Genomic DNA, 26,072 nt, shown 5'->3' with positions numbered 1-26,072 from the left:
AAACTCAAGATTCGCCGCGAGATACAACAAACTAGCGCGCTCGTCGACTCCGCCCCCGGCCTAGCGCTGAAATCGACAGAACGACTTGAGAGGGAACTTAGGGACTTGACGGTCCCAGATGATTTAGCGGGTGAGGACTTCTTCGGCCTACTGCTAGATCTCGCTGGTTTGCAGATTGACGCGGGGGGTCGACGAGCGAGCCAGGAGGCTCTCGCGACCGGGGTGCAGTGGGCCGAAGATGTACTCGCAGCGGAGTCTGCAGTCCCTAGTCAGCGTTCCCTCGCAAGCTACTTCCTGGCGAATGGACTTATGGAGGGTTATCAACTCCAATTGGCCGACTGGCGCCGTCGCCCAGCAACAAAGGCGAGCCTTAGGCGAGCCCCGTTCGAACTTGAGAATCGGGAGTTGCTGAGACGCTGCCGTTTGTTGCTCGCAGAGGCCGGCCATTCTGAAGACTTGGACGGCTTCCGTCGCTCTCTAGCTCTCTGCAATCTGGCCAATATCCTCGATGAGTCCGGCCGATGGGTTGAAGCGTACGAAGCGTACGCCGACGCGCTCGAGGAGTACCCGAACAATGGAAATGCGGCTGGAAACATAGCGGAGCTGATCAAGCGTCGCCTCGCGACCGGACGTGGACCGGGCGGACACTATGCTGCCGTATTCAACAAGTATGTTGATCTCGCAAAGCGCCTTCGACCGCACACAGTCCAGATCGCGGGAGAACTGACAGCGCAGCGATGGGACGCTCTTCAGCCAATCGACACGCATGGGCACGACGAGCATCCGGGTGACACTTCCGACCCGTATCAAAAGTGGATCCGAGCCAATCGACTCGCCCTGTCGGAGGCCATCGAAGGTCTCGGGTCTGACAATCCTCGATGGGACGACGCTAGCCCCCCGGCAATCCGGATGATCGATGGACAATCAGTTCCGACGGTGTTCGCGGCACTAAACGTACTCAAGGCAGAGTTCCTCGCCGCCCGAGCTCTTGCATTCGAGGGGCAGGAGAAGCTGCTGCGCCACATTTTCAAGCAGGATCCTGACGACACAGGAACATACACGAATACGCTCGATTACTCGATCTACGGTCAGCCGGCAGCGCAACTGATACTTGCACAACGCGCAGCGCTGGATGTGCTCGACAAGATCGCAGTAACTGCAGATCTTCACTTCGAGACGCGAATGCCGCCGTCCGACATTTGGTTCCGAAGCTATTGGTTTGACAAGGGATCAGGTGTTCTGCGTCCTAAGCTGCCGCGTTCCCATGCTCCACTACCGGTGGGCGCCGCAATTGCACTCGCCGAACTATCGTTTGATGTCGACCGCGAAGGCCTTTACGCGGAGGCACTGGCGCTTCGCAACGCGGGTACGCACCGTCTAGTCAGAGTCAACCTCATTGAGCCGGGGGGCGTGTCCGATGACTCGCAAAACACCATTGGCCTCTTCGAATTGGTTGATGGATGCGTCCAGACATTACAGGTAATCCGTTCCGCTTATCTTTATCTGCTTGACCTCATAGCCGAAGGGCAGCGGGCAGTTTCAAGCGACAGCGAAAAGCGGATCGAAATACCGCTTCCGGTTCAGGAATAGCGCTTCTGCGCGGGAAGGCCTCCAGTGACAACCTCGGTGGGTCGGTGCAGACTGATCGCGTGACTGCAAGCGCGCCGGGCCCTCGCCCTCTGGGCGTTTCGGACGAGGAAGCTGTAGAACTGTGCCGCGAATGGATGATCCATCTCGGCGCAGGAGACACTCGCGCGACGACCTCAGCGGATCGGCAGGTATGCGACCTTTATAGTCGCGGGTTTCTGGCATGGGTCGAAAACCGACGGGGTAACCTCGATGTCGAACTTGTAGAGCGCGCCGCCGCCGCCTCGGCCGGGGACGGGCGATCCCCCCTGCTCTTCGTGCCCGGAGGTGTGTTTCCGGATGCCCGCGACCGAGCCGATGCTCTAGGTGTTGCGCTCTTTCGTTTTCGGGCGCGCGACGGGGCGCTAGATGGCGTCAACGGCTTAGGTCGGCAGGCTCGAAGTGCCGGTCTGGCTAAGCGCTAGCCTCACGTCATCTGCCGAGAACAGCGCCTCCGCTTTGGTCGGCCATGGTCGATGGTCCCGTTTCACTGTGGGCCGCGCGACCGAACTCTTCTCGGGCTGCGGCCCGGGAAGCATCGAGGGTCTCTTCGATGGCCTGGCGCTGCATCATTTCAACGAGTTGCGACTTCGCCGAAGCTGGGGTCGGCGCAACCAGAACGATGTCGTTCTTTTGCTTGCCCCGCGTAAGACCGACGTAAAGTCCCGCGGCATCTACGCCGGGTCCCACGAGCGCACGATCGGTGGTCTCGCCCTGAACTCCATAAACCGTCGATGCGTAGCCCAGGTGCATGTGAGCTTGGGCATATTCGTGAGTCACCCTCTTCAGATCGGTCGAGTCCGCGGAGGATGCAAGGATCACATGTTCTCGAGTAATTCCTTTGACTACCCAATGCTGGCGATTCTGAACCTCTGACTCGCGGTCGTTTCGTCGGCTCTGAACGATGTCGCCCACGAAGATGGGCTGTCCAGATTGACCCGAGGTGGATCGGGTGGTGTCAATCTCGCCCGCTCGAACTCTAATACCCTGGATGTCCTCGCTGATCGCTAATGCTTCAGCGTGCGTCGCAGCGACCAGCGCGATAGACCGTCGCTGCTCCTTCGCGGCGAACCAGGCTGCGACCATCTCAGTTCGAGCCTCGGCGTCGCTTCTTGCGAGAATCACGTGTCCGGTGTCGACGAGTGCCCCGGCGACGATCTCGGACGCCTCGCGACCATGTGGATCACGCAGGCTTAACGTCATGTCTGCCCAGACGGGATCCTTGAATCGGTGGATGGTCGTTAGCTCAACCTGGTCCGCCGAGTGAGCCCAGAAGAGAGCCATTGCACCGGAGTGTCCGACAGGCAGCGCCTGACGTTCGTCGCCGACCATGGCTACCGTCGCCTGGGTTCGTTCCAGCACTTCGACGAGCGCATTCGCTGCCTCGAGGTCGAGCATCCCGGCCTCGTCCACGACGATCCGATCGCCGGGACGGATTGCAATGTGAGGACCGTCGTACACGCGCCCGGTGTTGTGATCGCGTTCTCCGATCTGGAGGCGGCGCCAGTCCGTACCCCCAGCCCTATTAGTGGTCCAACGCCACCCATAGTCATGCAGAAGTTGATGCAGCGACGAAGACGCACTCTGCGTCTCGCGACCAGCCACGGACGACGCCTTTTTCGTCGGCGCAACGATGATCATGTTGCGGCCACGTCGACGAAGCGCCGCACCGGCGACCTTCAGCATCGTTGTCTTGCCTGTTCCTGCGGCGCCCGACACGGCGACACTTCTCGAGGAGCCGCCTATGGCCGCGGCTCCGGCGAGCTGGCCTCTGTCTAGCGAACGTTCTGGCTCTACGATCTGTCCAACGGCCTTCACCTCAGCTGCGTTCAGCGCTACGCCCGGAACCGAAATTCGTTCGATCCTTTGTGTGAGGGTAGCTTTCAAGGTCGCGGTCGATGTCGCCATTCGTCGCTTGATGTGCGCCGGCATATTCGCCTCACTGAGCAGGGTCACCGTGTGGGTGCGGATGGCGACGGAGACCACTCCGTTAACGACCTCAGCCAAGTGTTGCCGGTCGGCGACGACGCCGGAATTTGCGACAGCGCGAATCGCGCCGGCCAGAACATCCATGTCGCTAAAGCGGCCTCCCGTGCCGATGGACCGGGCGTCGGCGTCTACGATCGCCTTTGCCGCGAGGAGCTCAACATCCAGGTTCTCGACGCCGACCGAAGAAGTCCCGACCGCCGTCCGCGGGCGCCCGACATCCGGATCGGCACGCAAAAGCTCGGCCATGACTATCGAAGCCCAATCCTCCTCATTCATCTGGCCCGGCTTGTTCGGTCGACCCGCCGACCAAGCCCACTGGTCGATCTGAGTCAGCACTGTGGGGGAAGGCTCCTCGTCAGGGTGCTGATCCTTCCACTGCCGCAGGTGTGCCGCCTTGTTCGACTCGATCTGCGCGGAGCGCTTCGATAGCGGCCGCACCAGATGCTGCAGCTGCGCTATCTCCCCGTCCGAGTTCAAGTCGAAGCCTTTGGCAGCTAGAGCGGCGATCCAGGTTGGGTCGGTCTTGGAGGCGAGGTCCCCTTCGGCATTGATGACGTTCTGGAACCGCAGCGCGACGCGGGTATCGACGTTCGACCACTTCCCGTCAAGCCCTTGGACCTTGACGTTGAGCCAGAGATGACGGTGCTTGTGCGGGTCGAGGGACCGCGACCGTTCGTGCCTCAGCTCGACGACTTCGATACGAGCGAGGTCCTCCCGGATAGAACCCTGCTTCCCGCGGCGGGCGTTGAGCTCGGCCTGCCACAGCTTCATGATCCGATCCCGCAACCGATCCTGCAGGTCCTCATACGCGGCCCGTAGCTCGGGGTCCAGCATCGCCGCGATCGAGAACGACTTCGGCGCGTTGATCGTCGCATCCAAAATCAGATCAGCGACCGGCGACTCCAGATCCCGACCCCGTCGCTCGCCGGTGAGCGGGTCCACGCCGTCGACCCATTGCTTCAGCTGGGATCGGGTGAGGAGGTCGTCACGGATCGTGCCGTTCTCGACGATGTACCGGGTCATCACCGCGTCCGCGTACCCGGCAGCGGCCAGAGCGCCGTCAGCGGTTTTGGCCGTGAGGGTCGCGTCGCAGACGCCGCCGAACGCGTATCGAACCGCCTGCTTGACCCCCTGGGCCGCCTGCCCACGTTTCCAACGCGCTACTCCACCTCTCACACTTAGAACTTCCGGCGGCACGTGCATCTCGGCGCGCATTTGGCGCGCACACCTCGAAGAGTGCCTACGTGCATTCGCTCTTGTGTTTCTCTCGTGGTTCTTCCGTGTTGTCTCCTTTCGTCTGGGCTTGTTTGTCTTGTTGGTCTTCTTTTGTGGGCTACTTCGTTGCCGCTGGTTTTTGCGATTGTCCCTTCTTGTCACGGCCAGCTCTCCGAGCGAGCACTTGTCGCCTGCGACCGAGCATTTGTCGTCTCTTGCTTCCGCCCTCCTTCTGGCCGCCACCGAGCATGAAAGAACCCCGACCCACTTAAGATGGGCCGGGGTTCTTTCAGTTCGTTCGTTACTTCTGGCCGACTATCTCGGCGATGCTGTGTACTGCCGCGAGGACGCGTGAGGCCGAGTCGCGAATGATGGTGACGTCTTCGTAGCTCCATCCGATGATGTAGCCGATGCTGTATGCGCTGGTGTCGAAGCCGGGCAGGCCAGCGACAACGTAGGCGACCGATTCCGCTTCGACTTCCATGCGTCCGCGGTGCTGCCGGTACTCCTCGAGGCTGTCGATGTGGTGGAGCTCGATGTGCGCCGTTTCGTGGATCAGGGTTTTCGCGGATTGCTCGACGCTGATGCTTTCCGCGAGGATCACGCGTCGCGTTTCGGGGTCGGTGTATCCGCTGGCATGGTTGAGCGGTTCGCGGCCGATCGTCCATCCGCGGGACTGCAGGTGATGGGTCAGTGGAGCGATGACGCCGTGGTCGTTGCCGCCGGTGAGTTGCTGCGTGGGATCGCTTGGGAGCCGGTCGGCTCCTTCGATCGGGTCGGTCTGCGCGATGTCGAACACGGACAGGGTCGGAAAGTACCGAACCAGACGCCCTCCGTCGGATGGGGTGTCATCGTCGGCAGCGGTCTCGGTTTTCTTCTCGCGGTATCCGAAGATCTTGATGGACTTTTCGCCTTTGCGGACCTGTCGTCCCCTTGGCCTGCCATTGCCGGAAACCGGCGACCATGGTCGCTTCCGGTTTCTGGGCGAGGATCAACAGAAGGTTGTTCAGGCTGTAGGTGTGGAAGGAGCGGGCGAACTCCAGGAATGCCCGCCACTGGCCGCTGTCGGTGAGCTGCTGGACTTGCTTCAGGATCGACGCGTGCAGTGCCTCCGCTTCCGCCTGTCGGTCCGCCTTGGTTCGGGTGATGGTCCTGTTGGCCAGATCTGCTTGCTCCTTTGTCCACTCGTCTTTCTCGCCGTTCCGGCACGAAGATCAAGAACGGGTGGAGGCAGAGCAGCGACCGGGAGGAGCGGTTGCTAAGCGGAGGAGCGCAGCGACGGAGTCTGCAATTAGCGAGGGTCGGGAACGGAGCAGCCGGAGGCCGTTACGATCGCAGGCCGGAGCGGGGAGAACACACAAGACGGTGCCGACGTAGTCGGCTCCGCGCGCGAAGCTCGTTGCTAGTTCGATGGCTGTGCAGTTGATCGTCGACGGAGAACGCGGTCCGCACCGCCGACCCGCGCGACCTCGATGGCGATGATGCATGGAGCGTTGCTGGGCTTATGGGCCGGCGTTGAGTGGTTGGCAGGGCCGCGATAGAGCCGGCGGCGACGGGCGACGGCATCTCCGGTCATCACAACGAGTTGGCGGCGCCCGACAAGCGCGCCACTCGGAGAATTGACCCATGGAGCAGCCTTGTAGCGGGCTGCGAGCCGGTTGAGCAACCGAATTTGGGATCAGTCGTCGCAGGTTGAACTGATAGGTTGCGGGCATGAACGACCCGGATTATTCCCTGCCTGCGGCTGCCGCGCTACGGCTGGGCGTTTCCGAGCTGGAAATCCACGCGGCGATTGACCGGGGAACATTACGAACCGTGCTGTACCGCGGCGAGGTCAGAATGCCGCAGTAATCGTTGGTCGACTACCAGCAGGCCGGCCGACTCGACGCAGCGTTTGATCAAGCAACCGGCTCAGCCACGACGGAATGATGCACCGCCGATGCTTCCGCCGGCGGAGTTAGTTGGCTGGCGCTCGGGGAACGACGATCGGCTGGAACGGGAGTCTTGCGCACATCACCCGCATGATGGAACCGGCCTCTATCAAGATCTGCCACTGACGTGCGATCGACCGCAGGCGCGGCGCGGGACGCAACGCAGCGAGCCGCGGGCGCCAACCATCGGCTGAGCACCGGACTCAGGCGGTCCTAGGTCAGAAGTTGTAGGGCGGACTGGTCGGCGTGGTTGGGTCAGTGTTCCCCGACTGCGATGGGTCGGCGCTGCCCCAGTCATCCGAACAGCCTCTTCAGGAGTTCGGGTGTGTATGTCTGCGGACCGGCGTTGTTCCAATTGGAGGCGATCCAGTAGCCCTGGCCGACCCAGTGTGATTCGCCGATCGACCGGCCGGTGCTGGAGTCGTTGGTCACGCACCATTGGCCGTTGTACGCCTGGCCGCAGAACCAGCCCTTAGCTCTCATCCTGGCAGTCGCCGCCTGCCCAGTCGCCACATTGACGTGGCGCATTTGCGTGGTGAGGAACGTGTCGCTCGGGCCTGTCGCCGGTGCCCAGTCGCAGATGAGTTCGGGATTCTTCGCCAACATGCCTGCGAGATCTGCGTCGTAGGTGCCATAGTCGGTTCTTGGCGCGCCCGACCCGGACCTCCACGCCGGGTTGAGGACCAGCGAACCGCCGTCGGACATGAACTCGTTCAAACCTGAGTAGAGCGCTTCGCAGCTGGTCGGCAGCTTATCCACGGTTGCAGGCATCGCCGAGACGTCCGCGCTCGAACTGTCGGGGGCTGCAGATCGGGTAGGCGCGCTCGAACTGTTGGGGCCCGCGGATCCGGTGGGCGCCCTTGTCGTCGCCGCGGTGCAGCCAGCGAGTGAGAGCACGATGAGACCGATGACGGCGGGCTTTGCGAGCTTCACGGCGCAACCCTACCGGACAAGGCTGCCTGCCTTGACGGCAGGGTGAGGTCGCCGCTGTCGCCGCCCTCGTGGCCGGACAAGAGCACGCGGCCGATATCTTCGGCGAAGAGGCGAGCACCGGCAGGGCCAGGAGTAGGCGACGCTTCCAAGTCCGATGAGAGCCCCGAATGCCACGTTGATCCACCCGCTGAGGCTGCCGAGAATGAGCAGCACTATGCCGCGGTCACTCGTTGCGGAGGCATGGCGGCGAACCACCATGCGAGGTTCGCGGGACCCGCCCTGGTTCAGCCGAAGAGGGTCTGCAGCAGCCTCGGCGTGTAGGTCTCGGGTCAGGCGTTGTTCCAGTCGGAGGCGATCCAATCGCCGTGCCCGAAGTATCGCGATTCGCCGATGGATCGGCCGGTGTGGGAGTCGTTCGTCAGGCACCACATGCCGCTGGCGTATGGGCTGCATCCCCAGTTGAGCTGTTCCAGCACGCGATCGCTGTCTGCGCGGTCGCGTCGCCCGGTGAGCCGGCCTGCGAACAGACCCGTCGCGGTAGGGAGGGATAGCGACGGTGGCTGGGCTAGCGCGGTTCGCACACCGCGCAGTGAGCACAGGGCAGCGCGTTGCCGACACCGGCGCCGGCGCGTTCATGGGGTGACGGCCGCGACGAGGCGTTCCCACGAGTCGCCGAACGATATGATTCCCTTCTGCTCCAGGTGCGCGGACACGTCGTCCAACGCGACGCCGGCCCACGCGAGCGCGTCGACGACCTCGCGCGCGTCGGCCATCCCCGCGCTGACGCTGTCCGGGACGATCCGCCCGTGGTCCTCGACCGCCTGCAGCGTCTTCGCAGGCATCGTGTCAACGACGAGCGGGGCGACGAGGTCCTCGATGTAGCGTGTGTCGCGCATCCCCGGATCCTTCACGCCCGTCGACGCCCACAGCGGCCGCTGCGGGTTGGCACCGGCCTCAGCGAGCGCCCGCCAGACCGGGTCCTCCTGTGATGCGGCGAACTCGGCGTAGGCCAGCCGGGCGTTGGCGACGGCGGCGCGGCCGTGCAGCGCGTTCGCGTCCGGCGTCCCCAGCGCGTCCAGCCGGGTGTCGACCTCGACGTCGACCCGGGAGACGAAGAACGAGGCGACGGAGTGGATGCCCGCGAGCGTTGCGCCCGCGGCACGCGCACGCTCGAGCCCGCGCCGGTAGGCGGCGATGACCTGGCGGTAGCGGGGGATGCCGAACAACAGGGTCATGTTGATGCTGAAGCCCTCGGCGGTCGCCTCCTCCAGCGCCAGGATGCCGGCGTCGGTCGACGGAATCTTGACGAACAGGTTCGGTCGATCGACCAGGCCGCTCAGCTCACGCACCTCGGCCAGGGTCGCCTCGACGTCGTGCGCGGTGTCCGGGGTCACCTCGATCGAGACGAAGCCCTCCGCGCCTCCCGTGCTCTCGTGGACGGGCCGCAGGATGTCGCACGCGGCGCCCACATCGTCCGTGACGAGGGCGAGCGCCGCCTCGCGGGCGCCCGCGCCGCTCGCGCGGAGGGAGGCGAGTTGATCGGCGTACGCCTCCGGGTGCTTCTCCAGCGCGGTTGCGAAGATGGTCGGGTTGGTGGTGATGCCGGTCACGCCGTGCGCGTCGACGAGGTCGGCGAGCCGCCCGGAGACGATGTCGTCGCGGGAGAGGTCGTCCAGCCAGATGCTGACCCCTGCGGCGCGGAGTTCGTGGATGGCGTTCATCGTCCTGCCGTCCTTTCTGTGAAGAGCTCCCGTCCCGGGCCGGCGAGCTCGCCGGTGAACCGGGAGGTGCGTGTGAGCGTGCCGGCCGCCCTGACGCCACGGGCCGACATGCAGAGGTGCTCGGCTTCGAGCACGACCCCGACGCCGCGCGGCTCGAGCTGTTCGTCGAGGAAGTCGGCCACCTGCATGGTGAGCCTCTCTTGCAGCTGCAGGTCACGGGAGAAGTGCTCCACGACGCGCGCCAGCTTGGAGAGCCCGAGGAGCCTGCCCGCCGGCAGGTAGCCGACGTGGGCCACGCCGCGGAAGGGCAGCAGATGGTGGGCGCAGAGCGAGGTGAACGGGATGTCGCGCACCAGGACGAGGTCGTCGTAGCCCTCGTCGTTCGGGAACGTCGTCATCCGGAGCGGCGTGGCGTCGAGCATCTCGGCGTAGGCGGCTGCGACGCGCCGCGGGGTGTCGGCCACTTGCGGGCCGGCCGTGTCTCGGCCGAGCGCCGAGAGCAGTTCGACGATCGCCGCCTCCGCTCTGTGCCGGTCGATCGCACCCGCCCAGGGACCCGGGACCGGCTCCAGGGCCGCGTCCTCCTCCTCGGTATCCGTCGCCAGTGACATGATCGCCTCCTCGGTATGTGCTGACTGTAAGGATGTGTCGATTCTTTTGTCAAGAATCGCTTTTTTAGAGTTAGGATGCGGAAATGACTCCCGACGCGCTCTCCGCGCTGGCTGCGCTCGCCGACCCGGTGCGGCTCGAGCTGTATCGGCTGATCGAAGCCGAGGGCCGGCCCCTCGGGCGCGACGAACTCGCCGAGCGCACCGGGGTCCCGCGTGCGACCGTCGCCTTCCACCTTGAGAAGCTCGTGGATGCCGGAGTCCTCGTCACCGATTTCGCCCACCGCGGCGATCGACGCGGCCCGGGCTCCGGCCGCCCCGCGAAGTTCTACGCACTCGCCCACGACGAGCTGATCGCGGCCGTCCCGCCGCGCCGCTACGACCTCGCCGGGGAACTGCTCGCCCGGGCCGTCGAGCGGGCGGATGAGACGGGCGCACCCGTCCGCGAATGCCTCCTCGCGGTCGCGGCCGAGCACGGCCATGCCTGTGGAGACCCCGGGCGGGAGCTCGCCGAGACGCTGGACGCCGTGGGCTACGAACCGGTCGCGGACGACGACGGAGGCTACCGCCTCACCAACTGCCCGTTCCACCGACTGGCCGCGCGACACACCGACCTGATCTGCTCGGCGAACGTCGCCTTGGTCGGTGCGATCAGCGACGAGTCGCCGGACAGGAGGCCGGTGTGGCTGGAACCCGCGACGGGGGGATGCTGCGTGCGGGTCGGGCCATCCGGCCTGAGGGAGTGAGGCCTATCCGGTGAAGACCGTCAGCCGCGTCGTCCGCTGCCCGTAGACGCCCGGGGTGAAGCGCTTCCTTCATTCGGAGGTAGGTTCAGGGTTGAGGAAGTCGGTGATGCGCTGCCAATGTCGCCCGATGATATCTGCCGCACCGGTAACCCGTTCGACTCGTGCGCGGGAGGCGACGTGAGCGTACCACTGTGCGTCGTGCACGGTCGCGTAGGCGTCCGTGGTCCCGTACAGGATGAGAGTCTCGGCTCTGACCTGCAGCGGCGCCGGAATGGGCTCTTCGAACGCGTGATGATCGGCGATGGTTCCGGCGTCCCCTTGTGTGAACGCGGTTTCGAGCATCCGCTGCACGCGGTCGGGGTAACCGAGCGGCCCGTCGGACGCGCGGGTAAGTGTCAATTCGGCCTGAAAGGCGTGCGCGTTCGCCGCTCGCGACGGGGCGGGCGCCGCCACTAGGACAAGCCGATTGACCAGGCGTGGGTGACGGGCGGCAAGTGCGGCTGCGTAGATTCCACCTTCCCTCCAGCCGATGACGCCGATTCCGCCGTAGTTGGTCTGCGCTGGCCGCTCTCGTGCGCTTGCCTCAGCTTCGCGCAGGTACCCGGCGAGGTCGTCCACCCATTGGGTGACGCTGATGATTTCTTGTTCGGTTGCCCCGTAGCCGGGACGTTCGAAGGTCAGCAGGTGGAGGCCAGAGCGCGCCGTGACATCGGGTGCAGGGTCGAAGCCGGACGCGCCGGGTGTCGGGTGGAGGAGCACTGCTAGGCGTTCACCGGCGGGGTCGCCGAGACCGGTCATGCCCACTTCTCGGCCGCTGGGAAGCTGAACCAGCCGGTACGTCATCTCGTTCCTCCTCGTTGTTGTTTCGGGTTGTCGAGCGCTTCGCCGGGCGCGCTCGGGTCAGTTGCGCGGGTGAAGGATGCGACCCGATACGGGCGGGCATCGGCTTCTTTGAGCTCGAGCCCGTGTCCGGGGGCTGCCCGGTCGGGTACCAGGTCGCCATCGCGTAGGGCCGGGACCCCGTCGAAGAAGGCTCCGGCGATGCGGGCGTGATCGTGAAAGTATTCGACGTTGATCGCGCCCTCGAACGCGGCGGCCACGGAGGCGTGTAAGGCGGGAGCTGTGTGGGCGCTGAGCGGGATGCCGTACGTGCGCGCGAGCGTGGCGGCGACGCGGAACCCGGTGATGCCACATCGGGTGGCGTCGGCTTGCAGTACGTCGACGCATCCTGGCGTGACGAGGTCGCGGAAGTCGGCGGGCGTGTACCCGTACTCGCCGGCGGCGACTCGGATCGGTGCGGGCATCCTGTCTCGGAGCAGGCGCAGACCGGTGCGGTCGTCGCTGGACACGGGCTCTTCGAACCAGGTGACGCCGAGGTCTGCGAATCGATCAGCGAGGTGGAGGGCTTGCTTGCGCTCGTAGGCGCCGTTCGCGTCGACGAAGAGTTCGACGTCGGGGCCGATGGCTTCGCGGGCGAGGGCGACGCGGCGCGGGTCGTCGTCCGGCTGGGAGCCGACTTTCATCTTCACGGCGCGGAGTCCGTGCTCGGCCCAGGAGCTCAGCTGTTCGGTCAGTTCTCGGTCGGTGTAGTCGGTGAAGCCTCCGCTGCCGTAGGCGGCGATGGAGTCGCGCGCTCCGCCAAGGTAAGACCTCAGCGGTACTCCGGCGAGCCGAGCGGCCAGATCGTGCGCGGCGATGTCGACGGCCGCGATTGCGCTCGCGCACAGGCCACGCCACCCGATGTTGCGGACGGCGCGAGCCATCGCCCAGAAGAGACGTTCGGTGTCGCGGGTGTCCATCCCGTCGATGATCGGCCAGAGGACGTCGCGGATAATTCCGAGAGCGGCGGTAGGGGCGTGGGTGAAACCGAGCCCGGTTTCGTCGCCTGCGGACAGCCTCACAACGATCAGGCCGGTCGAGTTCCAGGTGATTGTGCCGTCGCTTTCAGGCCGTTCGCGCCCACCGGTAGCAGTGGGGACGTCGAATGCATCCGTCGTGATGGCGCGGAGCCGCGCCCCGTCATCAGTTCCCATGGTCGTGGTCGTGGTCGATGTGCAGCGCGTCCTTCGCCCGCTCCACCCCCTCGGTGATGAGCGATGCGGCGGAGTCCTTGATCGCGCCGATGCCGTTCGGGTCGCCCTTCAGCAGCGCGAGTCCGGTGTTCTTCGCGAACTCGTACGTGATGTGCGGTGGAAGCGGTGGGATGTTCTTCCCCGTGTGCGCGTCGATCACGGTCACGCCGCGGTGCGCGAGCGCCGTGTCCCAGGCGGCCTCGATCTGGTCGTCGGAGGTGACGGTGATCCCCTGGAAGCCGAGCAGCCGCGCCCATCCGGCGTAGTCGACGGACTCCACGTCCTGCGAGGTCGGCCAGACCGGGTTGGCGTCCTCGGTGCGCATCTCCCACGACACCTGGGTCAGGTCGTCGTTGTGGAGCACGACCACGACGAAGGTGGGGTCGTCCCATTTCGACAGGTACTTCTTCAGTGTGATTAGCTCGTTCATCCCGAGCATCTGGAAGGCGCCGTCGCCGATCGTGCACACCACCGTCCGGTCGGGATACGCGAACTTCGCCGCCTCCGCGTAGGGCATCGCCGCGAGCATGGAGGCGAGGCGGCCGGAGAGGTCGCCGCGCATCCCGTCGCGCAAGCGGATGTAGTGGCCGTACCAGTCGGCAGTGGTGCCGGCATCGCACGTGACGATCGCACCGGCGGGGAGGCGCTTGTTCAGCTCGGCGTACACCTTGCGCGGGTTGACCCCGTCGTCGAAGTGGTTCTCCGCCTGGGCGGCGAGTTCCGCGTCCCAGTCCCGCATGTTGTCGGCGACCTTCTCCTGCCAGGACAGGTCGTCCTTCTGGCGGAGGAGGGGAGGAGGCCGGCCAGGGCGGTCTTCACGTCCGCCCAGATGCTCACCTCCGTCGGGTAGCGGAGGCCGAGCTGCTCGGGCCGGATGTCGATCTGGACCGCGCGCGCCTGGCCGGTCTTCGGCAGGAACTGCCCGTAGGGGTAGTTCGTGCCGAGCAGCACCAGGGTGTCGCAGTCCTGCATCTGGTCGTAGCTCGGGCGCGACCCGAGCAGGCCCACCTGCTGGGTGTGGAACGGGACGTCGGCGGGCACGACCTGCTTGCCGCGCAGACTGGTGATGACGCCGGCGCCGGCAAGCCGCGCCGCCTGCAGCACTTCCTCGGTGGCGCCGACCGCGCCCGCTCCGACGAGGAATGTCACGCGGGACCCGGCGTTGATGATCTCGGCCGCCGCCTGCAGCTGCTCGGCGGGCGGGGCGATGGCGGTGGAGGGCGCGACCGCGCTCGAGCGCGAGACCCACATCTCGGCGCCGGGCTCGGCCATTTTCATGCTCTGCACGTCGTGCGGCAGGATGATGACGCATGGCTGCTTGCGCGTGATCGCGGTGCGGAACGCGGTGTCGACGACCGCCTGCGCCTGCTCGGGCGAGACGATGGTCTGGACGTACTCGGCGACGTCGGAGAACGCCTGCTCCAGGTTGCTCTCCTGCTGGTTGAACGTGCCGAACGCGTTCAGGCCCTGCTGGCCGACGATCGCGACAACCGGTTGGTTGTCCATCTTCGCGTCGTAGAGGCCGTTCATCAGGTGGAAGCCGCCCGGGGAGGAGGTGGCGATGCAGACGCCGACCTCTCCGGTGAACTTGGCGTGCGCAGTGGCCATGAAGGCGCAGATCTCCTCGTGCGTCGGACGGATGTACTCGAGGCCCTCACCCGCGCGCTCCGCCTTGCCGAGCATCCCGTCGAATTCCCCGATCCCGTCGCCCGGGTAGCCGAAGACGCGTCGCACGCCCCACTCCCGGAGCCGGCCGATCACGAATTCGCTCACTGTCGTCGCCATGTCGTTGTCTCCTTCGCCTTGAGCAGCCGGTCCGCCGCGCGTGCCGCGACGGCCATGATCGTGAGGGCGGGGTTGGCGCTGCCCTGGGTCGGCAGCACGCTCCCGTCGGTGATGAGCAGGTTGGGGACAGCGAACGTCCGGCAGTCCGCGTCCACAACCCCTTCCGTCTCGTCGGCGGCCATGCGTGCACCGCCGACGAGGTGCGCGTAGCGCTGGACCGTCATGGTCTCCTGTGCGCCTGCGGCCTCGAGGATGCGCTCCATCGTCGCCTGGGCCGCCTTCGCCAGAGCGCGGTCGTTGTCGCACTGGGTGTACGAGAAGTGTGCGACGGGGAGGCCGTAACGGTCGGTCTCGTCGGCCAGGGTGACGCGGTTGTCGGGCTGCGCCAGAAACTCGCACAGCGCGCCGAGGCAGGCCCAGTGCACGTAGTCCGACATGTAGCGGCGCAGGTCGGCACCCCAGTGGCCCTGCGCCATGACATGCTCCGCCCACGTGATCGGCAGCGGCGACACCGTCTGGATGGAGTAGCCGCGCTTGTACGGCTTCGCCAGGTCGGTCTCGTAGAACTGCTCGGTGCTGACCTCCGGCGGCGGCGCCTTCCACATCCGGATCTCGTCCGGGAAGCGGCCGGCGGTCTGCGGCGCGCCCTGCACCATCAAGTAGCGGCCGACCTGATCGAAGTCGTTGCACATCCCGTCGGGGAAGCGCGCGGAACGCGAGTTGAGGAGCAGCCGCGGGGTCTCGATCGAGTAGCCGGCGACGGCGACCATCCGCGCCCGCTGGAAGCGCGGCACCCCGTCGCGGAAGTAGTGCACGCCGGTCGCGCGTCCGGTGCGCTCGTCGAATCCGATGGACGCGACCATGCTGTCCGCGCGGATCTCGGCACCGTGCTCCAAGGCGTCCGCAAGATGCGTGATGAGCGGAGACGCCTTCGCGTTCACCTTGCAGCCCTGGAGGCAGAAGCCGCGGTAGATGCAGTGCGGTCGATGGCCGAAGCGTCCGTTGGCGATGGCGACCGGACCGACCTTCGCGGTGACCCCGGCGCCTTCCGCACCGCGGAGGAACGTCTCGCCGTTGCCGGAGACCGGATGCGCGTGATGCGGGTACGAGTGCGGGTCGCCCCAGGGCCAGTCCTCGCCCGCGACGGGGAGCTCGTTCTCGATGTCGGCGTAGTAGCCCGCGAGATCGTTGTAGCCGATCGGCCAGTCCGCTCCCACAGCGTCTGCGGACAGCGTGCGGAAGTCGCTCGGGTGGAACCGCGGGGTGTACCCGGCGTAGTGGATCATGGAGCCGCCGACGCCGCGTCCGGAGTTGTTCGAGCCGAGCGGGACGGGGTCGCCGCCGCCGATCTGGCGCGGCTCGGTCCAGTACAGGTGGTGGGAGCCGGCCTCGTCGCTGACCCAGTCGCGCTCGGGGTCCCAGAACGGGCCGGCGTCGAAGGCGACGGCGCTCCAGCCCGCGCGCGCGAGGCGCTGCAGCAGCACGGATCCGCCTGCGCCGCAGCCGACGATGGCGATGTCCACCTCGTCGGTGTCGGCGAAGCGCCGCATGCCGTCGAGGAGGTCGGGGCGCGTCCGGGACCCGTCGGGGGTGAGCAGCCAGGCCGAGGCGTTGCGGTCACGCACCGCCTTGGCGCTCACGATCCTCCCCCGACCCGGGTGGCGGGCAGCTCGGCGGGATGCGCGTCGGCGACCTCGAAGGGCTCGCGCTTGCCGACGCCGAGGTTCTTGTAGCCGCGCGGGTACGCCGGACCGTCGAAGCCGATCTCGTCCCAGGCGTCCGGGTGGCTGTAGAAGGCGGTGCACGCGTAGCGCGTCCACAGGCTCCAGACCTGGCCGCGGTGGAAGCCGCGCCAGTCGCCGTCCCCGGTGCGGATCGTCTCGAGCAGGGCGCGGCGCGCGCCGCGGTCGCATTCGGCGAAGGTGCAGCCGTGGGCCTCGCGTGCGTCGTCGTCGAGCGCGGCGAGGGTGAGATGCCACGCATCCCCGTCGGTGGGCATGCTGTCGTAGTGCCAGCCGTCGGTCTGGCTCTCGGCGAGCCGCGCGTCCACCAGTGCGGTGATCGGGACGCGGCCGTTGCCCTCCTGGTCGAGCAGCTCGTCGAACAGCGCGGTCGCCGCAGCCTGCTCGGCGACGTCGAAGAAGCGGATGTCGGAGGGGCGGCCGACGCGGGCGAGCACGACCGCGCGGGTGGCGTCGTCCCAGTGATCCGCCTGATCGAGCACGCGGAACCCGGGGAAGCGGACGGGCACGGACGTCCCGCGCTCGACGGGCGGCGTGCTCACTTCTCGCGCCTCAGGATCGCGGCGAGCAGCCCCATTCCGCCGACCATCGTCACCAGGAGCGGAGCCAGCAGGGGCGGTCCCATCTCGATGTTGTAGCGGAGGTTGCGCCACCCGCCGGGCTTCTGGCCGATCCCGCGGGCGTGCAGGTAGGTCCCCTGCAGGCCGTTCGCGACGATGGTCGCCGCGGCGACGGGGAGCAGCGTCTTGGCGGCGCGCTTGCTGAACACGCCGGCGACGCCCGCGATGGCGCCCACCGGGCCGAGGACGACCGGAGCCCACATCCACGGGTTGCCGAAGCTCGCCTTGTCGTGCTCGAAGTAGATCTCGGCCGCCGTCACCAGCGACCCCGCCGCCGTCAGAGCCGAGAGGGACCGTTCGAAGCGGCCGGTCTCGACGTTGCGCACCATCCGGTCGATCCCGTGGACCGTGGTGCGCGCGGGAGTGCGCGTCCTCATCCGTCGTCCTCCTTTTTCTTCTGCGCCTGCGCCTGCGCCGCGCTGCGGAACGGCTCCGCCGGGTCGGCGAAGACGTCGACGGGCGCCGGATCCCGCCGGGTCAGCCCGTTGCCGATCCAGCCGAGGATCAGTCGCACCCGCCTGCCTGGGCTCGGCAGGGCCAGTGCGTGGTACACCTTGTCGACAGCCCACGCCGGAAGCCCGCGAAGGGGGACGCCTCGAAGCACCGCGGCTCCGCGCATGCCGCCATAGCTGGCCAGCGTGCCGAGCGACCGGTGCCGGTACTCCTCCGGCGCGCGGCCGTCGAGCGCCAGCCTCAGGTTCCGGGCGAGGACACGGGCCTGCCGGATCGCGTTCTGCGCATTCGGCGGGTAGTAGGCCGGCTGCTTCGATGCCGTCAGGTCGGGCACCTGCGCGACGTCGCCGAGCGCCCACGCCCCCGCCACCGGGGTGTCGTCGTCGCGCACGACCCGGAGACAGGTGTCGCACCGCACGTGCCCCCTCGGTCCCCGCGGCAGGTCCGTGCGGTCGAGCACCGGGTTGGGCGTGACGCCGGCGACCCAGACGATCGTGTCTGCGGGATGCATCTCGCCGTTGTTCAAAGCGACGATCCCGTTCTCGCAGCTCGTCATCTCGGTCTCGAGCAGCACCCGGATGCCCCGGCGCCGCAGCAGGCGGAGGGTCCAGGCGGAGAGCGGTTCGGTGAGCTCGGCGGCGATGCGGTCTGCGGCTTCGACCAGGAGCCACTCCATCGCCTCGCCGTCGAGCTCCGGGTATCGGTCGAGCTCCCCGGCGGCCGATCGCTGCAGCTCGGCGATCGCCTCGACGCCGGTGTAGCCGCCGCCGACGAAGACGAAGGTGAGCGCGCGGCGGCGCTCGGCGCGGTCGCCGGTCGCAGCGGCGAAGCGGATGCGGCCCAGGACATGGTCGCGGAGGTAGGCCGCCTCGCCGACGCTCGAGAAGCCGATCGCGTTCTCCGCCAGCCCCGGGATCGGCAGGGTCTTCGTCACCGCGCCGACGGCGAGGACGACATGGTCGTAGTGGACGGCGCGCTCGGTGCCGTCGAGGAAGCGGACCACCGCGATGCGCGCGTCCGGGTCCAGCGACGCGAGGGATCCGGACACCAGGTCGGCGTCCCGGAGCGGCCGGCGCAACGGCACGACGCTGTCGCGCGCCTGCGTCTCACCGCCGGCGACCTCGGGCAGCAGCGGCTTGTAGGTCAGGAAGGGCTGCGGATCGACCACCGTCAGCCGGATGCGGTGGGAGGCGGCATCCCGGCGAAGCTCGCGTGCCACGGTGAACCCGGCGAAGCCGGCGCCGAGGACGAGGATGTGCGGCACGCTCATCGATCACTCCTCACCGATCGGGATGGTCTGATGCGTCGTGGTGGCGTCGCCCGAGAGCAGGTGGAAGGCGCTCCGGATGAGCGCGAAATGGCTGAACGCCTGCGGCATGTTGCCCAGCTGCCGCGCGCTTGACGGTTCCCACTCCTCGCTGAGCAGCCCCACGTCGTTGCGGAGGTCCAGCAGTCGGGTGAACAGCGCCTCCGCCTCCTCGCGTCGACCGGCGCCGATGAGCGCGTCCACCAGCCAGAACGAGCAGGCGATGAACACGCCCTCCCCGCCCGGAAGCCCGTCGTCGCTGGCCTGCGGTCGATAGCGGAGGACGAGCCCGTTCTCGGTGAGGTCCTCCTGGATGGCGTCGATGGTCCCGATCACCCGCTTGTCGCCGGGCGGTAGGAAGCCCACCCGCGGGATCAGCAGCAGCGACGCATCCAACTCGTCCGAGCCGTACGCCTGCACGAACGTGTTCCGCTTCGCGTCGTAGCCGTTGGCGAGGATGTCGCGACGGATCTCGGCCCGCATCCGCTCCCAGCGCCGCACCGGCCCCGGCAGGTCGTACGTGCGGGCGCCGTCGATCATGCGGTCCACCGCGACCCACGCCATCACCTTGGAGTACGTGAAATGGCGCTGCGGGCCCCGCATCTCCCAGAGACCGTTGTCGGGCTCCTTCCACCGCTCGGCCAAGTGCTCGATCAGGCTGAGCTGGACGTTCCAGGCGTCGTCGTCGCCGGACCCGATCGTGGACCGCGTGAGCGAGAGGCCGTCGAGCACCTCGCCCCAGACATCCAGTTGCAGCTGATCCGAAGCGGCGTTGCCCACGCGCACGGGTCGCGACCCCTCGTAGCCGGGGAGCCAGTCGATCGTCTCCTCTGGAAGGCGGCGGCGTCCGTCGAGCCCGTACATGATCCGCAGGTCGGCCGGATCGCCGGCGACCGCGCGTACGAGCCAGTCGCGCCAGGCACTGGCCTCCTCGGTGTACCCGGCCGTGAGCAGCGACTGCAGGGCGAGCGTCGCATCCCGCAGCCAGCAGAGGCGGTAGTCCCAGTTGCGCGGGCCGCCGAGCTGCTCCGGAAGGGAAGTGGTCGGCGCGGCGACGATGCCGCCCGTTGGGGCGTAGGTCAGGGCCTTGAGCGTGACGAGCGAGCGCTGGATGGCGTCCTTGTGCGGGCCGTACGCGGTGCTCTTCGCGCTCCACCGGCTCCAGAACAGCTCCGTCGCCGCGAGGGTCTCCTCCGCGTCCGCCGGGGTCGGCTCCGGGTCGTGGCTGGGGAACCAGGTCAGTACGAAGGCGACGCGGTCGCCCGGCTCGACGGTGAACTCGGACACGGTCCTCAGGTCGCGCCCCTCGAGCGGCACATCAGCGGTCACCAGCACCGCGTCCGGTCCCGCCACCGCGCGGACGCCGGACTCCGTCTTGGTCACCCAGGGCACGATCTGGCCGTAGTCGAACCGGAGCACCAGCTCCGTGCGCATCGGAACCGTCCCCGACACGCCTTCGACGATGCGCACCAGGTCGGCCACCTCGTCGCGCACGGGCATGAAGTCGATGACGCGGACGTGACCGTCCGCCGTCTCCCACTCCGTCTCCAGGACGAGCGTGTCGCCGCGGTAACGTCGGCGCGTGCATCGGCCGCCGTCGACGGGCGCCATCAGCCACCGTCCGGCGTCCTCGGTGCCCACGAGCCCGGCGAAGCAGGCGGGGGAGTCAAACCGCGGCAGACACAGCCAGTCGATCGACCCGTCGGCGGCGACTATCGCGGCCGTGTGGAGGTCGCCTATCATGGCGTAGTCCTCGATCCGGCTGCCCGTCACAGCCCGACACTTCCCTGCATGATGCCGCCGTCGACGAAGACCGTGGTCGCCGTCATGTACGCGGCGGCGTCCGAGACGACGAACGCCACTACGCCCCCGATCTCGGACGGATCGGCGATCTCGCGCAGCGGGATGCTGTTCTGCAGTTTCTGCCGGAGCGCGTCGTCCTTCATGGTGTCGGCGTTGATCGGCGTGTTCACGGCGCCGGGCGCGACGTTCACGACCCGGATCTTGTGGGGGCCGAGTTCGACGCCGGCGGTCCGGGTGAGCATCCGCATCCCGCCCTTCGACACGCAGTAGGTGAAGTTGCCGGGCATGGGCCAGTCCTCGTGCACGGAGGAGATGTTGACGACGACGCCTCCGCCGCCCTGCTCGATGAAGCGCTTGGCGGCCCGCTGAGTGCCGAACACCGCGCTCTTGAGGTTGACGGCCATGACCTCGTCGAACGTCTTCTCATCGACGTCGAGGATGCCGTGCCGGTTCTCGATCCCGGCGTTGTTGACGAAGGCGTCCAGACGGCCGAACTCGTCGACGGCGGTCTGGATCAGCTTGTCGATCCCGGCGACCGTGCTCACGTCGGCTTCGACGCCGACGGCGCGCCCACCCTGTGCGGTGATGTCCTTCACGAGGTCAGCGGTGTCGACTGGTCGCGCCACATAGTCGATGACGACCGCCGCTCCCGCCGACGCCAGACAGCGGACGATGGCCGCCCCGATCCCACTGTTGCCCCCGGTCACCACGACGCTCATGTTCTTCAGGTCCACACATTCCTCCTCGTCTGCTGCCCACTGAACCACTTGTTTGCGCGTGCGCAACCGTTTTGGAGTTTCCTCACGGATTTCCGTGACAAGGACCATCTGCTTGCGTCACGGGAGAGGGGTGCTTGCACTGCCGAGGATGGAGGCCGCGTCGGCCTCGCCTGCGACGTCGCCGTGTCGCTGTTTGGTTTGACGACCAGCGCGTTCGCCGAGGGACGCCGAACAGGGAGAAGTCGTGGACTGCTCCTCCCTGTCGGGTCCTGCCGGTCAGCGTCGACCGGCGCCTCAGGCGGGGGGACGCGCCTGGGGTTCCTCGGTGTCTGGTCCCGGTGGCTGGTAGGGAGGTCCGGCCGCCTCGGGGGCGGGTCGGCCGGCGCGCAGTAGGCGGGCGTGCAGGATGTCGCCGACGAAAAGGTCGTAGACGAGGACGCCGATCACGCCACCGATCAGTGGCCCGAGGATGGGCACCCACATGTACCCGCTGAACCATGGCCCGTCGCCCGGAACGGCAAGATTCCCCCAGCCTGCGATCCAGGCCAGGAGCCGCGGGCCGAGGTCGCGGGCAGGGTTGATCGCGTACCCCGCGTTGGCGCCGTAGGACATGCCGATCGCGGCTACCGCGAAGCCGATGATCAACGGTCCCAGGTTTGATTGCACGGCGGTGTTGCGCAGGTCGATGGCTGCGACCACGAGGAGCACGAGGAACATCGTCCCCACGATCTGGTCGAACAGCGGTCCCCACATGTTCCCGTCGTAGTAGGGCGCTGGGAAGGTGGCGAAGATCGAGAAGGATGCGAGGGTGTGTCCGTTCACCTTCGGGCCCTTGCTTGCCGTGTCGAAGGCGCCGATCGCCGCGGCGTACGCCCCGAGCACCAGTGCCGCGCCGACGAACGCTCCAAGCACCTGCGAGAGCATGTACGGGAGCACTTTCGCCCAAGCGAAGCGGCGCCGCACCGCGAACGCCAGAGTCACTGCCGGGTTGAGGTGGGCGCCGCTGACGCCGCCGGCTACGTAGATGCCGAACACGACCGCCATCGCCCAGCCCCAGGTGATGAGCAGCCAGTCGCCGGCGCTCAGGAAGAATGTTGTCGGACCTTCGGTGCGGCCGGATCCTGGGAGCGCGGCGACGGTCATCGCGACGACACCGTCGCCGAACGCGATGAGGACGAAGGTTCCGAGGAACTCCGCGAGGCACTCGCCCCACAGCCCGCTCCGGCGTTTGAGCCCCCAGCCTCGGACGAGGACAGGGATCGTGTCATCGGACATTCCGCACCTCCAAGTGGAAGCGGCGTGTCACCACGTCGATATGATAAGTGTTACGCAACGTTTGCGATTGCGCAATGAAGTCTCCGACAATGGATAAAGGATAAGGGATGACAGTGACGCGTGCTGGAGGTCGACGGGGTCGCTTGGACGGGCAGACCTGGTCAGTCCTTCGAGGGGCAGCTGGGAAGTTGTCGCGCTCGGGGGCAGCTGACGCCTTCGCTGCACTGGAGGGGTCGGCGCGAGATGGCCGACACTGATGCGGCACGGGAGGGTGCGGCCGGGGGGTTCGGCGTGCACCGGGTGGTCCACCCGGCGATCCTCTATGTCGGCACACCGGTGCTTCTGCTCGCCTCGCGCAACGAGGACGGCAGCGCGAATCTCGCGCCGGCCTCCTCGTACTGGGCGCTCGGCCGGATGCTCGCGCTCGGGCTCGAGACCGATGGGCACACGCTCGCCAACGTTCGTGAGCGCCCGCAGCTCACGGTCAATTTTCCGTCGCCGCCGCTGTGGCCGGCTGTCGAGCGGATCGCGGATCTGACTGGACGGGCCGATGTGCCGGAGGCGAAGGCCAGCCGGTATGCGTATAGCTCTGACAAGTTCGCCGCTGCGGGATTGACCCCTCAGCCTTCGGACTTGGTTGACCCGCCGCGGGTGAGTGAGTGCCTGCTGCAGCTGGAAGCAGAGGTGCGGCGGGTGACGCCGGGCGTGACCGGCGATTACGCGATCACGGAGGCCGAGGTCCTCCGGGTGCACGCCGACCCACGGATTGTCCGCGACGGCGATCATATCGACCCGCTGGCGTGGCAGCCGATCGTGTACAGCTTCCGCCACTACTTCGGGATCGGCGAGCCGCTCGGCGCTCGCGGCTCCGCACTGCGCGCGGCGGCCGTCCGGCAGACACATGTGGATGAGCCGGAGGGTGGGGATGCGGCGTGCTGGCTTGGATCCGTCTGCCCCGAATGCGGTGCGATGCGGGAAACTCCCGGCGCGTGTGCACGGTGCCGGGAAACTCCCGGCGCGTGTGCACGGTGCGGCGCGGCCTAGCGATGTCGCGGCGACGCGATGCTACCTATCCGTCGATTCGTGGGGGCGCACCAGGGTGAACCGGCCATCACCGCCGTGCTCTTCACCCGCCGCCTGGGCGAACGCTCGGAAGGCATCGGTCGCAGCTGCACGTTGGTTGGGCTCCATCGCCGCGAGCACATTAGCAAGGGCGGATCGCCGGTGGCTGATTACTCGGTCGACGAGCGCCTCACCCTGCTGCGTCAGCGATAACTGGACGAATCGTCGGTCGGCGGGATCTTCTGACCGGGCGATCAGGCCCGCGCCAACGAGCTTCTCGCAGGTGCGAGTCGCATTAGAGGCGTGGACGCCGAGCTCCGCTGCGATCTCACCGAGGTTCTGCGGGCCCCTGGTGGCGATTGTCACAAGCACACGCAGCTGGGGAGAGGTGACGATGTCCTCGACCTCAAGTACGGAGCGCGCCGCAACGCCCATCATCACGTCCGCCGCGAGGAGTGCGGCATCCACACCCTGCCGCGAGTCGTTTCGAGCATCCACACTTTCAGTTGTATCGCGGATTGCTTGCGAGCGAGCAACATTTGCTTGATCCGCAGCCTGTTTTTCGACCTCGACCGATCTTCCGCGATTCGCTGGCCGGTGGGATGATTGCGCTATCGCAATTGAGGAGGTGATGGTCATGGTCGAGGCAGAAGGGCGTGACCAGGTCGAGGGCCGGTATACCCAGGCTGAGCCCGAGATTGCCGAACCACGCGATGTGCACGGGCAGTACACCGAGTCGGAGGGGCATCCCGGTCCCGAGGGGGACATCGTCGGAGCTTATGTCGGTTCAGAGCGGGACGGTTCAGAGCCCCTGGTGCGCAGCTCGCACCTTCGCAGTGGCAACTACCCGAAGGCCGAGCACGAGACACACGAGCGCGGCACGCACCCTCGCGCGGAACATGAGCACCGCGAGTAAGTGCACATCGGGGGGGGCCGGGCGGCCGTCGCTCGCCCGGCCGTGCCAAGCGTCTAGTCGCGTCCCAAGTGCGATTCCTGGTCCAAGCTCACTGGATCAGACTTTCCTGGCGTGGCTCATCGACGTGGGTAACGATCGTTAGAGAGTCCGACCGATATCGTTCGGTCGGACGCCCATGAACTGCGCGGTGTAACAAGCCGGAGCGTCCAACCGAAACCGCATTGGTAGCGGGGCGGGCCGGCAGCAATACCAGGAAGGCCTCCACGATGGGTCCGAAAAGGAGCGCCAACAGGTGTGCGTATGGCAACGGCGCCTACAGGAATGCCGAACGACTCCCATGACCCATTACGGCCTACGGTGTGACGACGACCGCGAAGGAGAGATCGGGCACGTCGCACGCCTCCCGAGCTCGCTAGTGCTGCTCTCTCAACTGGTGGCGACCGTGAAGAGGCCTGCGATGCCGAGCAAATAGACCAGCAATACCGCCACCGAGTCGATGCCCATGCCGAGGATTCGTTTCGTGGGCCGGAACACGAGCCCAACGCTGTAGATGAGGGTAAGCAGTGCGGCCAGGGCGGTCAGGTAAATGTCGCTGGCGTTCGCGTGTGGCAGCACAGCGCGCCCGGAGATCACCGTGGCGACGAGGAACAGAACAGGTAGGAACGCGTTTCCGCCGAAAATGTCGCTCATCGCGAGGTTGTCGTCGCCCTGCTTGACTGCCTGTAGGCCCGTCGAGATCTCCGGGAGCGAGGTCGCGAGCGCGAGGATAGTGGCGCCGAAAAGGACACCCGACAGCCCCACCTGCTTCGACGCGGCATCCCCGCTGACCTCCAGTGCGACACCGGCCGCGAGGGTGGCAAGCGCCGAAACCACGAACACGAGCCACACCCGGCCGGTGCTCCAGTTTCGGTGAGGCGCCTCGGGCTTACTGCGACGGTGCCCGGCCGTGTGCGGGGAGGCGTCGGGCGCGTTACCCTTTTGCTCCCAAGGCAAATTTCGCCCCGCTCGTTTGACTAGCAGGAGCCCGATCACCCACACCGCGGCGATCAGGATAACGTCGGGGGTCAGACGGAAGAACACCAGGGACGGAAGCTGGCTGCCGGCCATCACAATCGCCAGCACCGCGACAACCACCACCGCCTCGAGTACCAGAACGAGCGATGCTGCTCGGTAAGTGAGAGGTCGGACGCCCTTTCCTCTTTTGCCGAAGCCGTCCAAGATCACGAGGACCACGGTCTGCAGCGCAATGCCGCCGAGGATGTTGCCGAGCGCAACGGAAAGGTCGCCTGATAGCGCGGAGCTGACCGTGATTGCGATTTCGGGGAGGTTGGTCGCCACCGCGAGAACGATCAGGCCGCCGAGGGCGCTTCCGATGTGAAGGCGCGAGTCGAGCACGTCTGTGGTGCGCGAGAGTTGGATCCCAGCGACCCATATCACCGCTGCGGCGCCCACGAATATCAGCACTAGCAACCACATCGGCCAGGCGTTCACGCGGGTGATCCTGAGTCGATGCCGATTCCCATCTCTCTCATCATGTCGTGAACGTTACG

General features: G+C 66.9%; 16 protein-coding genes and 5 pseudogenes. 3 read left to right on the top strand and 18 right to left on the bottom strand.

The window, feature by feature from the left end:
• Window positions 1-477: 477 nt before the first annotated feature.
• From A0130_10015 to A0130_09990, 6 genes and pseudogenes are all read right to left on the bottom strand, one after another.
• Window positions 478-783, bottom strand: a complete 306-nt coding sequence (locus tag A0130_10015) for a hypothetical protein (protein ANF31960.1) — start codon at window positions 781-783, stop codon at window positions 478-480.
• 1,275 nt (window positions 784-2,058) lie between these two features.
• Window positions 2,059-4,791 (bottom strand): hypothetical protein, encoded by a 2,733-nt coding sequence (locus tag A0130_10010; GenBank protein ANF33387.1) that lies wholly within the window; start codon window positions 4,789-4,791, stop codon window positions 2,059-2,061.
• A gap of 340 nt (window positions 4,792-5,131) precedes the next feature.
• Window positions 5,132-5,993 (bottom strand): annotated as a pseudogene (locus A0130_10005) (hypothetical protein).
• 1,062 nt (window positions 5,994-7,055) lie between these two features.
• A complete protein-coding gene (locus A0130_10000) occupies window positions 7,056-7,532 on the bottom strand; it encodes a hypothetical protein (GenBank protein ID ANF31959.1) in 477 nt (158 codons plus the stop codon).
• A 794-nt stretch (window positions 7,533-8,326) separates the two neighbouring features.
• On the bottom strand, window positions 8,327-9,415 hold the full coding sequence (locus A0130_09995) for a transaldolase (GenBank protein ANF31958.1): 1,089 nt from the start codon (window positions 9,413-9,415) through the stop codon (window positions 8,327-8,329).
• A complete protein-coding gene (locus A0130_09990) occupies window positions 9,412-10,026 on the bottom strand; it encodes a GTP cyclohydrolase (protein ID ANF31957.1) in 615 nt (204 codons plus the stop codon). The genes A0130_09995 and A0130_09990 overlap by 4 nt, the downstream gene beginning before the upstream one ends.
• Window positions 10,027-10,109: 83 nt before the next feature.
• Between A0130_09990 and A0130_09985 the strand changes: the two genes are divergently transcribed.
• Window positions 10,110-10,769, top strand: a complete 660-nt coding sequence (locus A0130_09985) for a hypothetical protein (GenBank protein ANF31956.1) — start codon at window positions 10,110-10,112, stop codon at window positions 10,767-10,769.
• A gap of 69 nt (window positions 10,770-10,838) precedes the next feature.
• Here A0130_09985 and A0130_09980 read toward each other — a convergent pair whose 3' ends face one another.
• From A0130_09980 to A0130_09935, 10 genes and pseudogenes are all read right to left on the bottom strand, one after another.
• Window positions 10,839-11,612, bottom strand: a complete 774-nt coding sequence (locus A0130_09980; GenBank protein ID ANF31955.1) for a hypothetical protein — start codon at window positions 11,610-11,612, stop codon at window positions 10,839-10,841.
• A gap of 80 nt (window positions 11,613-11,692) precedes the next feature.
• Window positions 11,693-12,802 (bottom strand): annotated as a pseudogene (locus A0130_09975) (hypothetical protein).
• Window positions 12,792-14,626, bottom strand: a pseudogene (locus A0130_09970) (hypothetical protein). Before A0130_09970 ends, A0130_09975 begins: the two co-directional pseudogenes overlap by 11 nt.
• Entirely contained in the window at window positions 14,611-16,269 is a 1,659-nt protein-coding gene (locus A0130_09965) for a glucose-methanol-choline oxidoreductase (protein ANF33386.1), read from the bottom strand. The pseudogene A0130_09970 and the gene A0130_09965 overlap by 16 nt, the downstream one beginning before the upstream one ends.
• On the bottom strand, window positions 16,263-16,910 hold the full coding sequence (locus tag A0130_09960; protein ANF31954.1) for a hypothetical protein: 648 nt from the start codon (window positions 16,908-16,910) through the stop codon (window positions 16,263-16,265). Before A0130_09960 ends, A0130_09965 begins: the two co-directional genes overlap by 7 nt.
• A complete protein-coding gene (locus A0130_09955) occupies window positions 16,907-17,365 on the bottom strand; it encodes a hypothetical protein (protein ANF31953.1) in 459 nt (152 codons plus the stop codon). Before A0130_09955 ends, A0130_09960 begins: the two co-directional genes overlap by 4 nt.
• Window positions 17,362-18,711: a pyridine nucleotide-disulfide oxidoreductase gene (locus A0130_09950; protein ANF31952.1), complete on the bottom strand. Its 1,350-nt coding sequence runs from the start codon at window positions 18,709-18,711 to the stop codon at window positions 17,362-17,364. Before A0130_09950 ends, A0130_09955 begins: the two co-directional genes overlap by 4 nt.
• Before the next feature lie 66 nt (window positions 18,712-18,777).
• Window positions 18,778-20,490: pseudogene (locus A0130_09945) on the bottom strand (glucoamylase).
• A 26-nt stretch (window positions 20,491-20,516) separates the two neighbouring features.
• Complete coding sequence (locus tag A0130_09940; protein ANF33385.1) at window positions 20,517-21,269, bottom strand: sugar dehydrogenase; 753 nt, start codon at window positions 21,267-21,269, stop codon at window positions 20,517-20,519.
• Window positions 21,270-21,563: 294 nt separating this feature from the next.
• Entirely contained in the window at window positions 21,564-22,544 is a 981-nt protein-coding gene (locus A0130_09935) for an aquaporin (GenBank protein ANF31951.1), read from the bottom strand.
• 243 nt (window positions 22,545-22,787) lie between these two features.
• Between A0130_09935 and A0130_09930 the strand changes: the two are divergent.
• Window positions 22,788-23,426, top strand: a pseudogene (locus tag A0130_09930) (hypothetical protein).
• A gap of 183 nt (window positions 23,427-23,609) precedes the next feature.
• Here the strand turns inward: A0130_09930 and A0130_09925 are convergent.
• Window positions 23,610-24,125, bottom strand: coding sequence for a MarR family transcriptional regulator (locus tag A0130_09925; protein ANF33384.1), 516 nt, complete (start codon window positions 24,123-24,125; stop codon window positions 23,610-23,612).
• A gap of 118 nt (window positions 24,126-24,243) precedes the next feature.
• Between A0130_09925 and A0130_09920 the strand changes: the two genes are divergently transcribed.
• Window positions 24,244-24,522 carry a hypothetical protein gene (locus A0130_09920; GenBank protein ANF31950.1) on the top strand — a complete coding sequence of 93 codons (279 nt, stop codon included), beginning with the start codon at window positions 24,244-24,246 and terminating at the stop codon, window positions 24,520-24,522.
• A gap of 426 nt (window positions 24,523-24,948) precedes the next feature.
• Here the strand turns inward: A0130_09920 and A0130_09915 are convergent, their stop codons facing one another.
• The gene (locus A0130_09915) at window positions 24,949-26,013 is read right to left on the bottom strand and encodes a sodium:proton exchanger (protein ANF31949.1); all 1,065 of its coding nucleotides are present in this window, start codon (window positions 26,011-26,013) and stop codon (window positions 24,949-24,951) included.
• Window positions 26,014-26,072: the final 59 nt, after the last annotated feature.

It is taken from the genome of Leifsonia xyli (genome assembly GCA_001647635.1).
In the GTDB taxonomy this organism is placed as follows: domain Bacteria; phylum Actinomycetota; class Actinomycetes; order Actinomycetales; family Microbacteriaceae; genus Leifsonia; species Leifsonia xyli_A.
The sequence above is the reverse complement of the archived record's forward strand: the minus strand, read 5'-3'. Positions and strand labels throughout refer to the sequence as shown.

Bases quoted from the DNA above. Each gene is read 5' to 3' on its own strand.
- A0130_10015 (ANF31960.1), bottom strand. From the start codon at position 783: ATGCTCGTCGTGCCCATGCGTGTCGATTGGCTGAAGAGCGTCCCATCG.
- A0130_10000 (ANF31959.1), bottom strand. From the start codon at position 7,532: ATGCCTGCAACCGTGGATAAGCTGCCGACCAGCTGCGAAGCGCTCTAC.
- A0130_09995 (ANF31958.1), bottom strand. From the start codon at position 9,415: ATGAACGCCATCCACGAACTCCGCGCCGCAGGGGTCAGCATCTGGCTG.
- A0130_09990 (ANF31957.1), bottom strand. From the start codon at position 10,026: ATGTCACTGGCGACGGATACCGAGGAGGAGGACGCGGCCCTGGAGCCG.
- A0130_09985 (ANF31956.1), top strand. From the start codon at position 10,110: ATGACTCCCGACGCGCTCTCCGCGCTGGCTGCGCTCGCCGACCCGGTG.
- A0130_09980 (ANF31955.1), bottom strand. From the start codon at position 11,612: ATGACGTACCGGCTGGTTCAGCTTCCCAGCGGCCGAGAAGTGGGCATG.
- A0130_09955 (ANF31953.1), bottom strand. From the start codon at position 17,365: ATGAGGACGCGCACTCCCGCGCGCACCACGGTCCACGGGATCGACCGG.
- A0130_09950 (ANF31952.1), bottom strand. From the start codon at position 18,711: ATGAGCGTGCCGCACATCCTCGTCCTCGGCGCCGGCTTCGCCGGGTTC.
- A0130_09940 (ANF33385.1), bottom strand. From the start codon at position 21,269: ATGAGCGTCGTGGTGACCGGGGGCAACAGTGGGATCGGGGCGGCCATC.
- A0130_09935 (ANF31951.1), bottom strand. From the start codon at position 22,544: ATGTCCGATGACACGATCCCTGTCCTCGTCCGAGGCTGGGGGCTCAAA.
- A0130_09920 (ANF31950.1), top strand. From the start codon at position 24,244: ATGGTCGAGGCAGAAGGGCGTGACCAGGTCGAGGGCCGGTATACCCAG.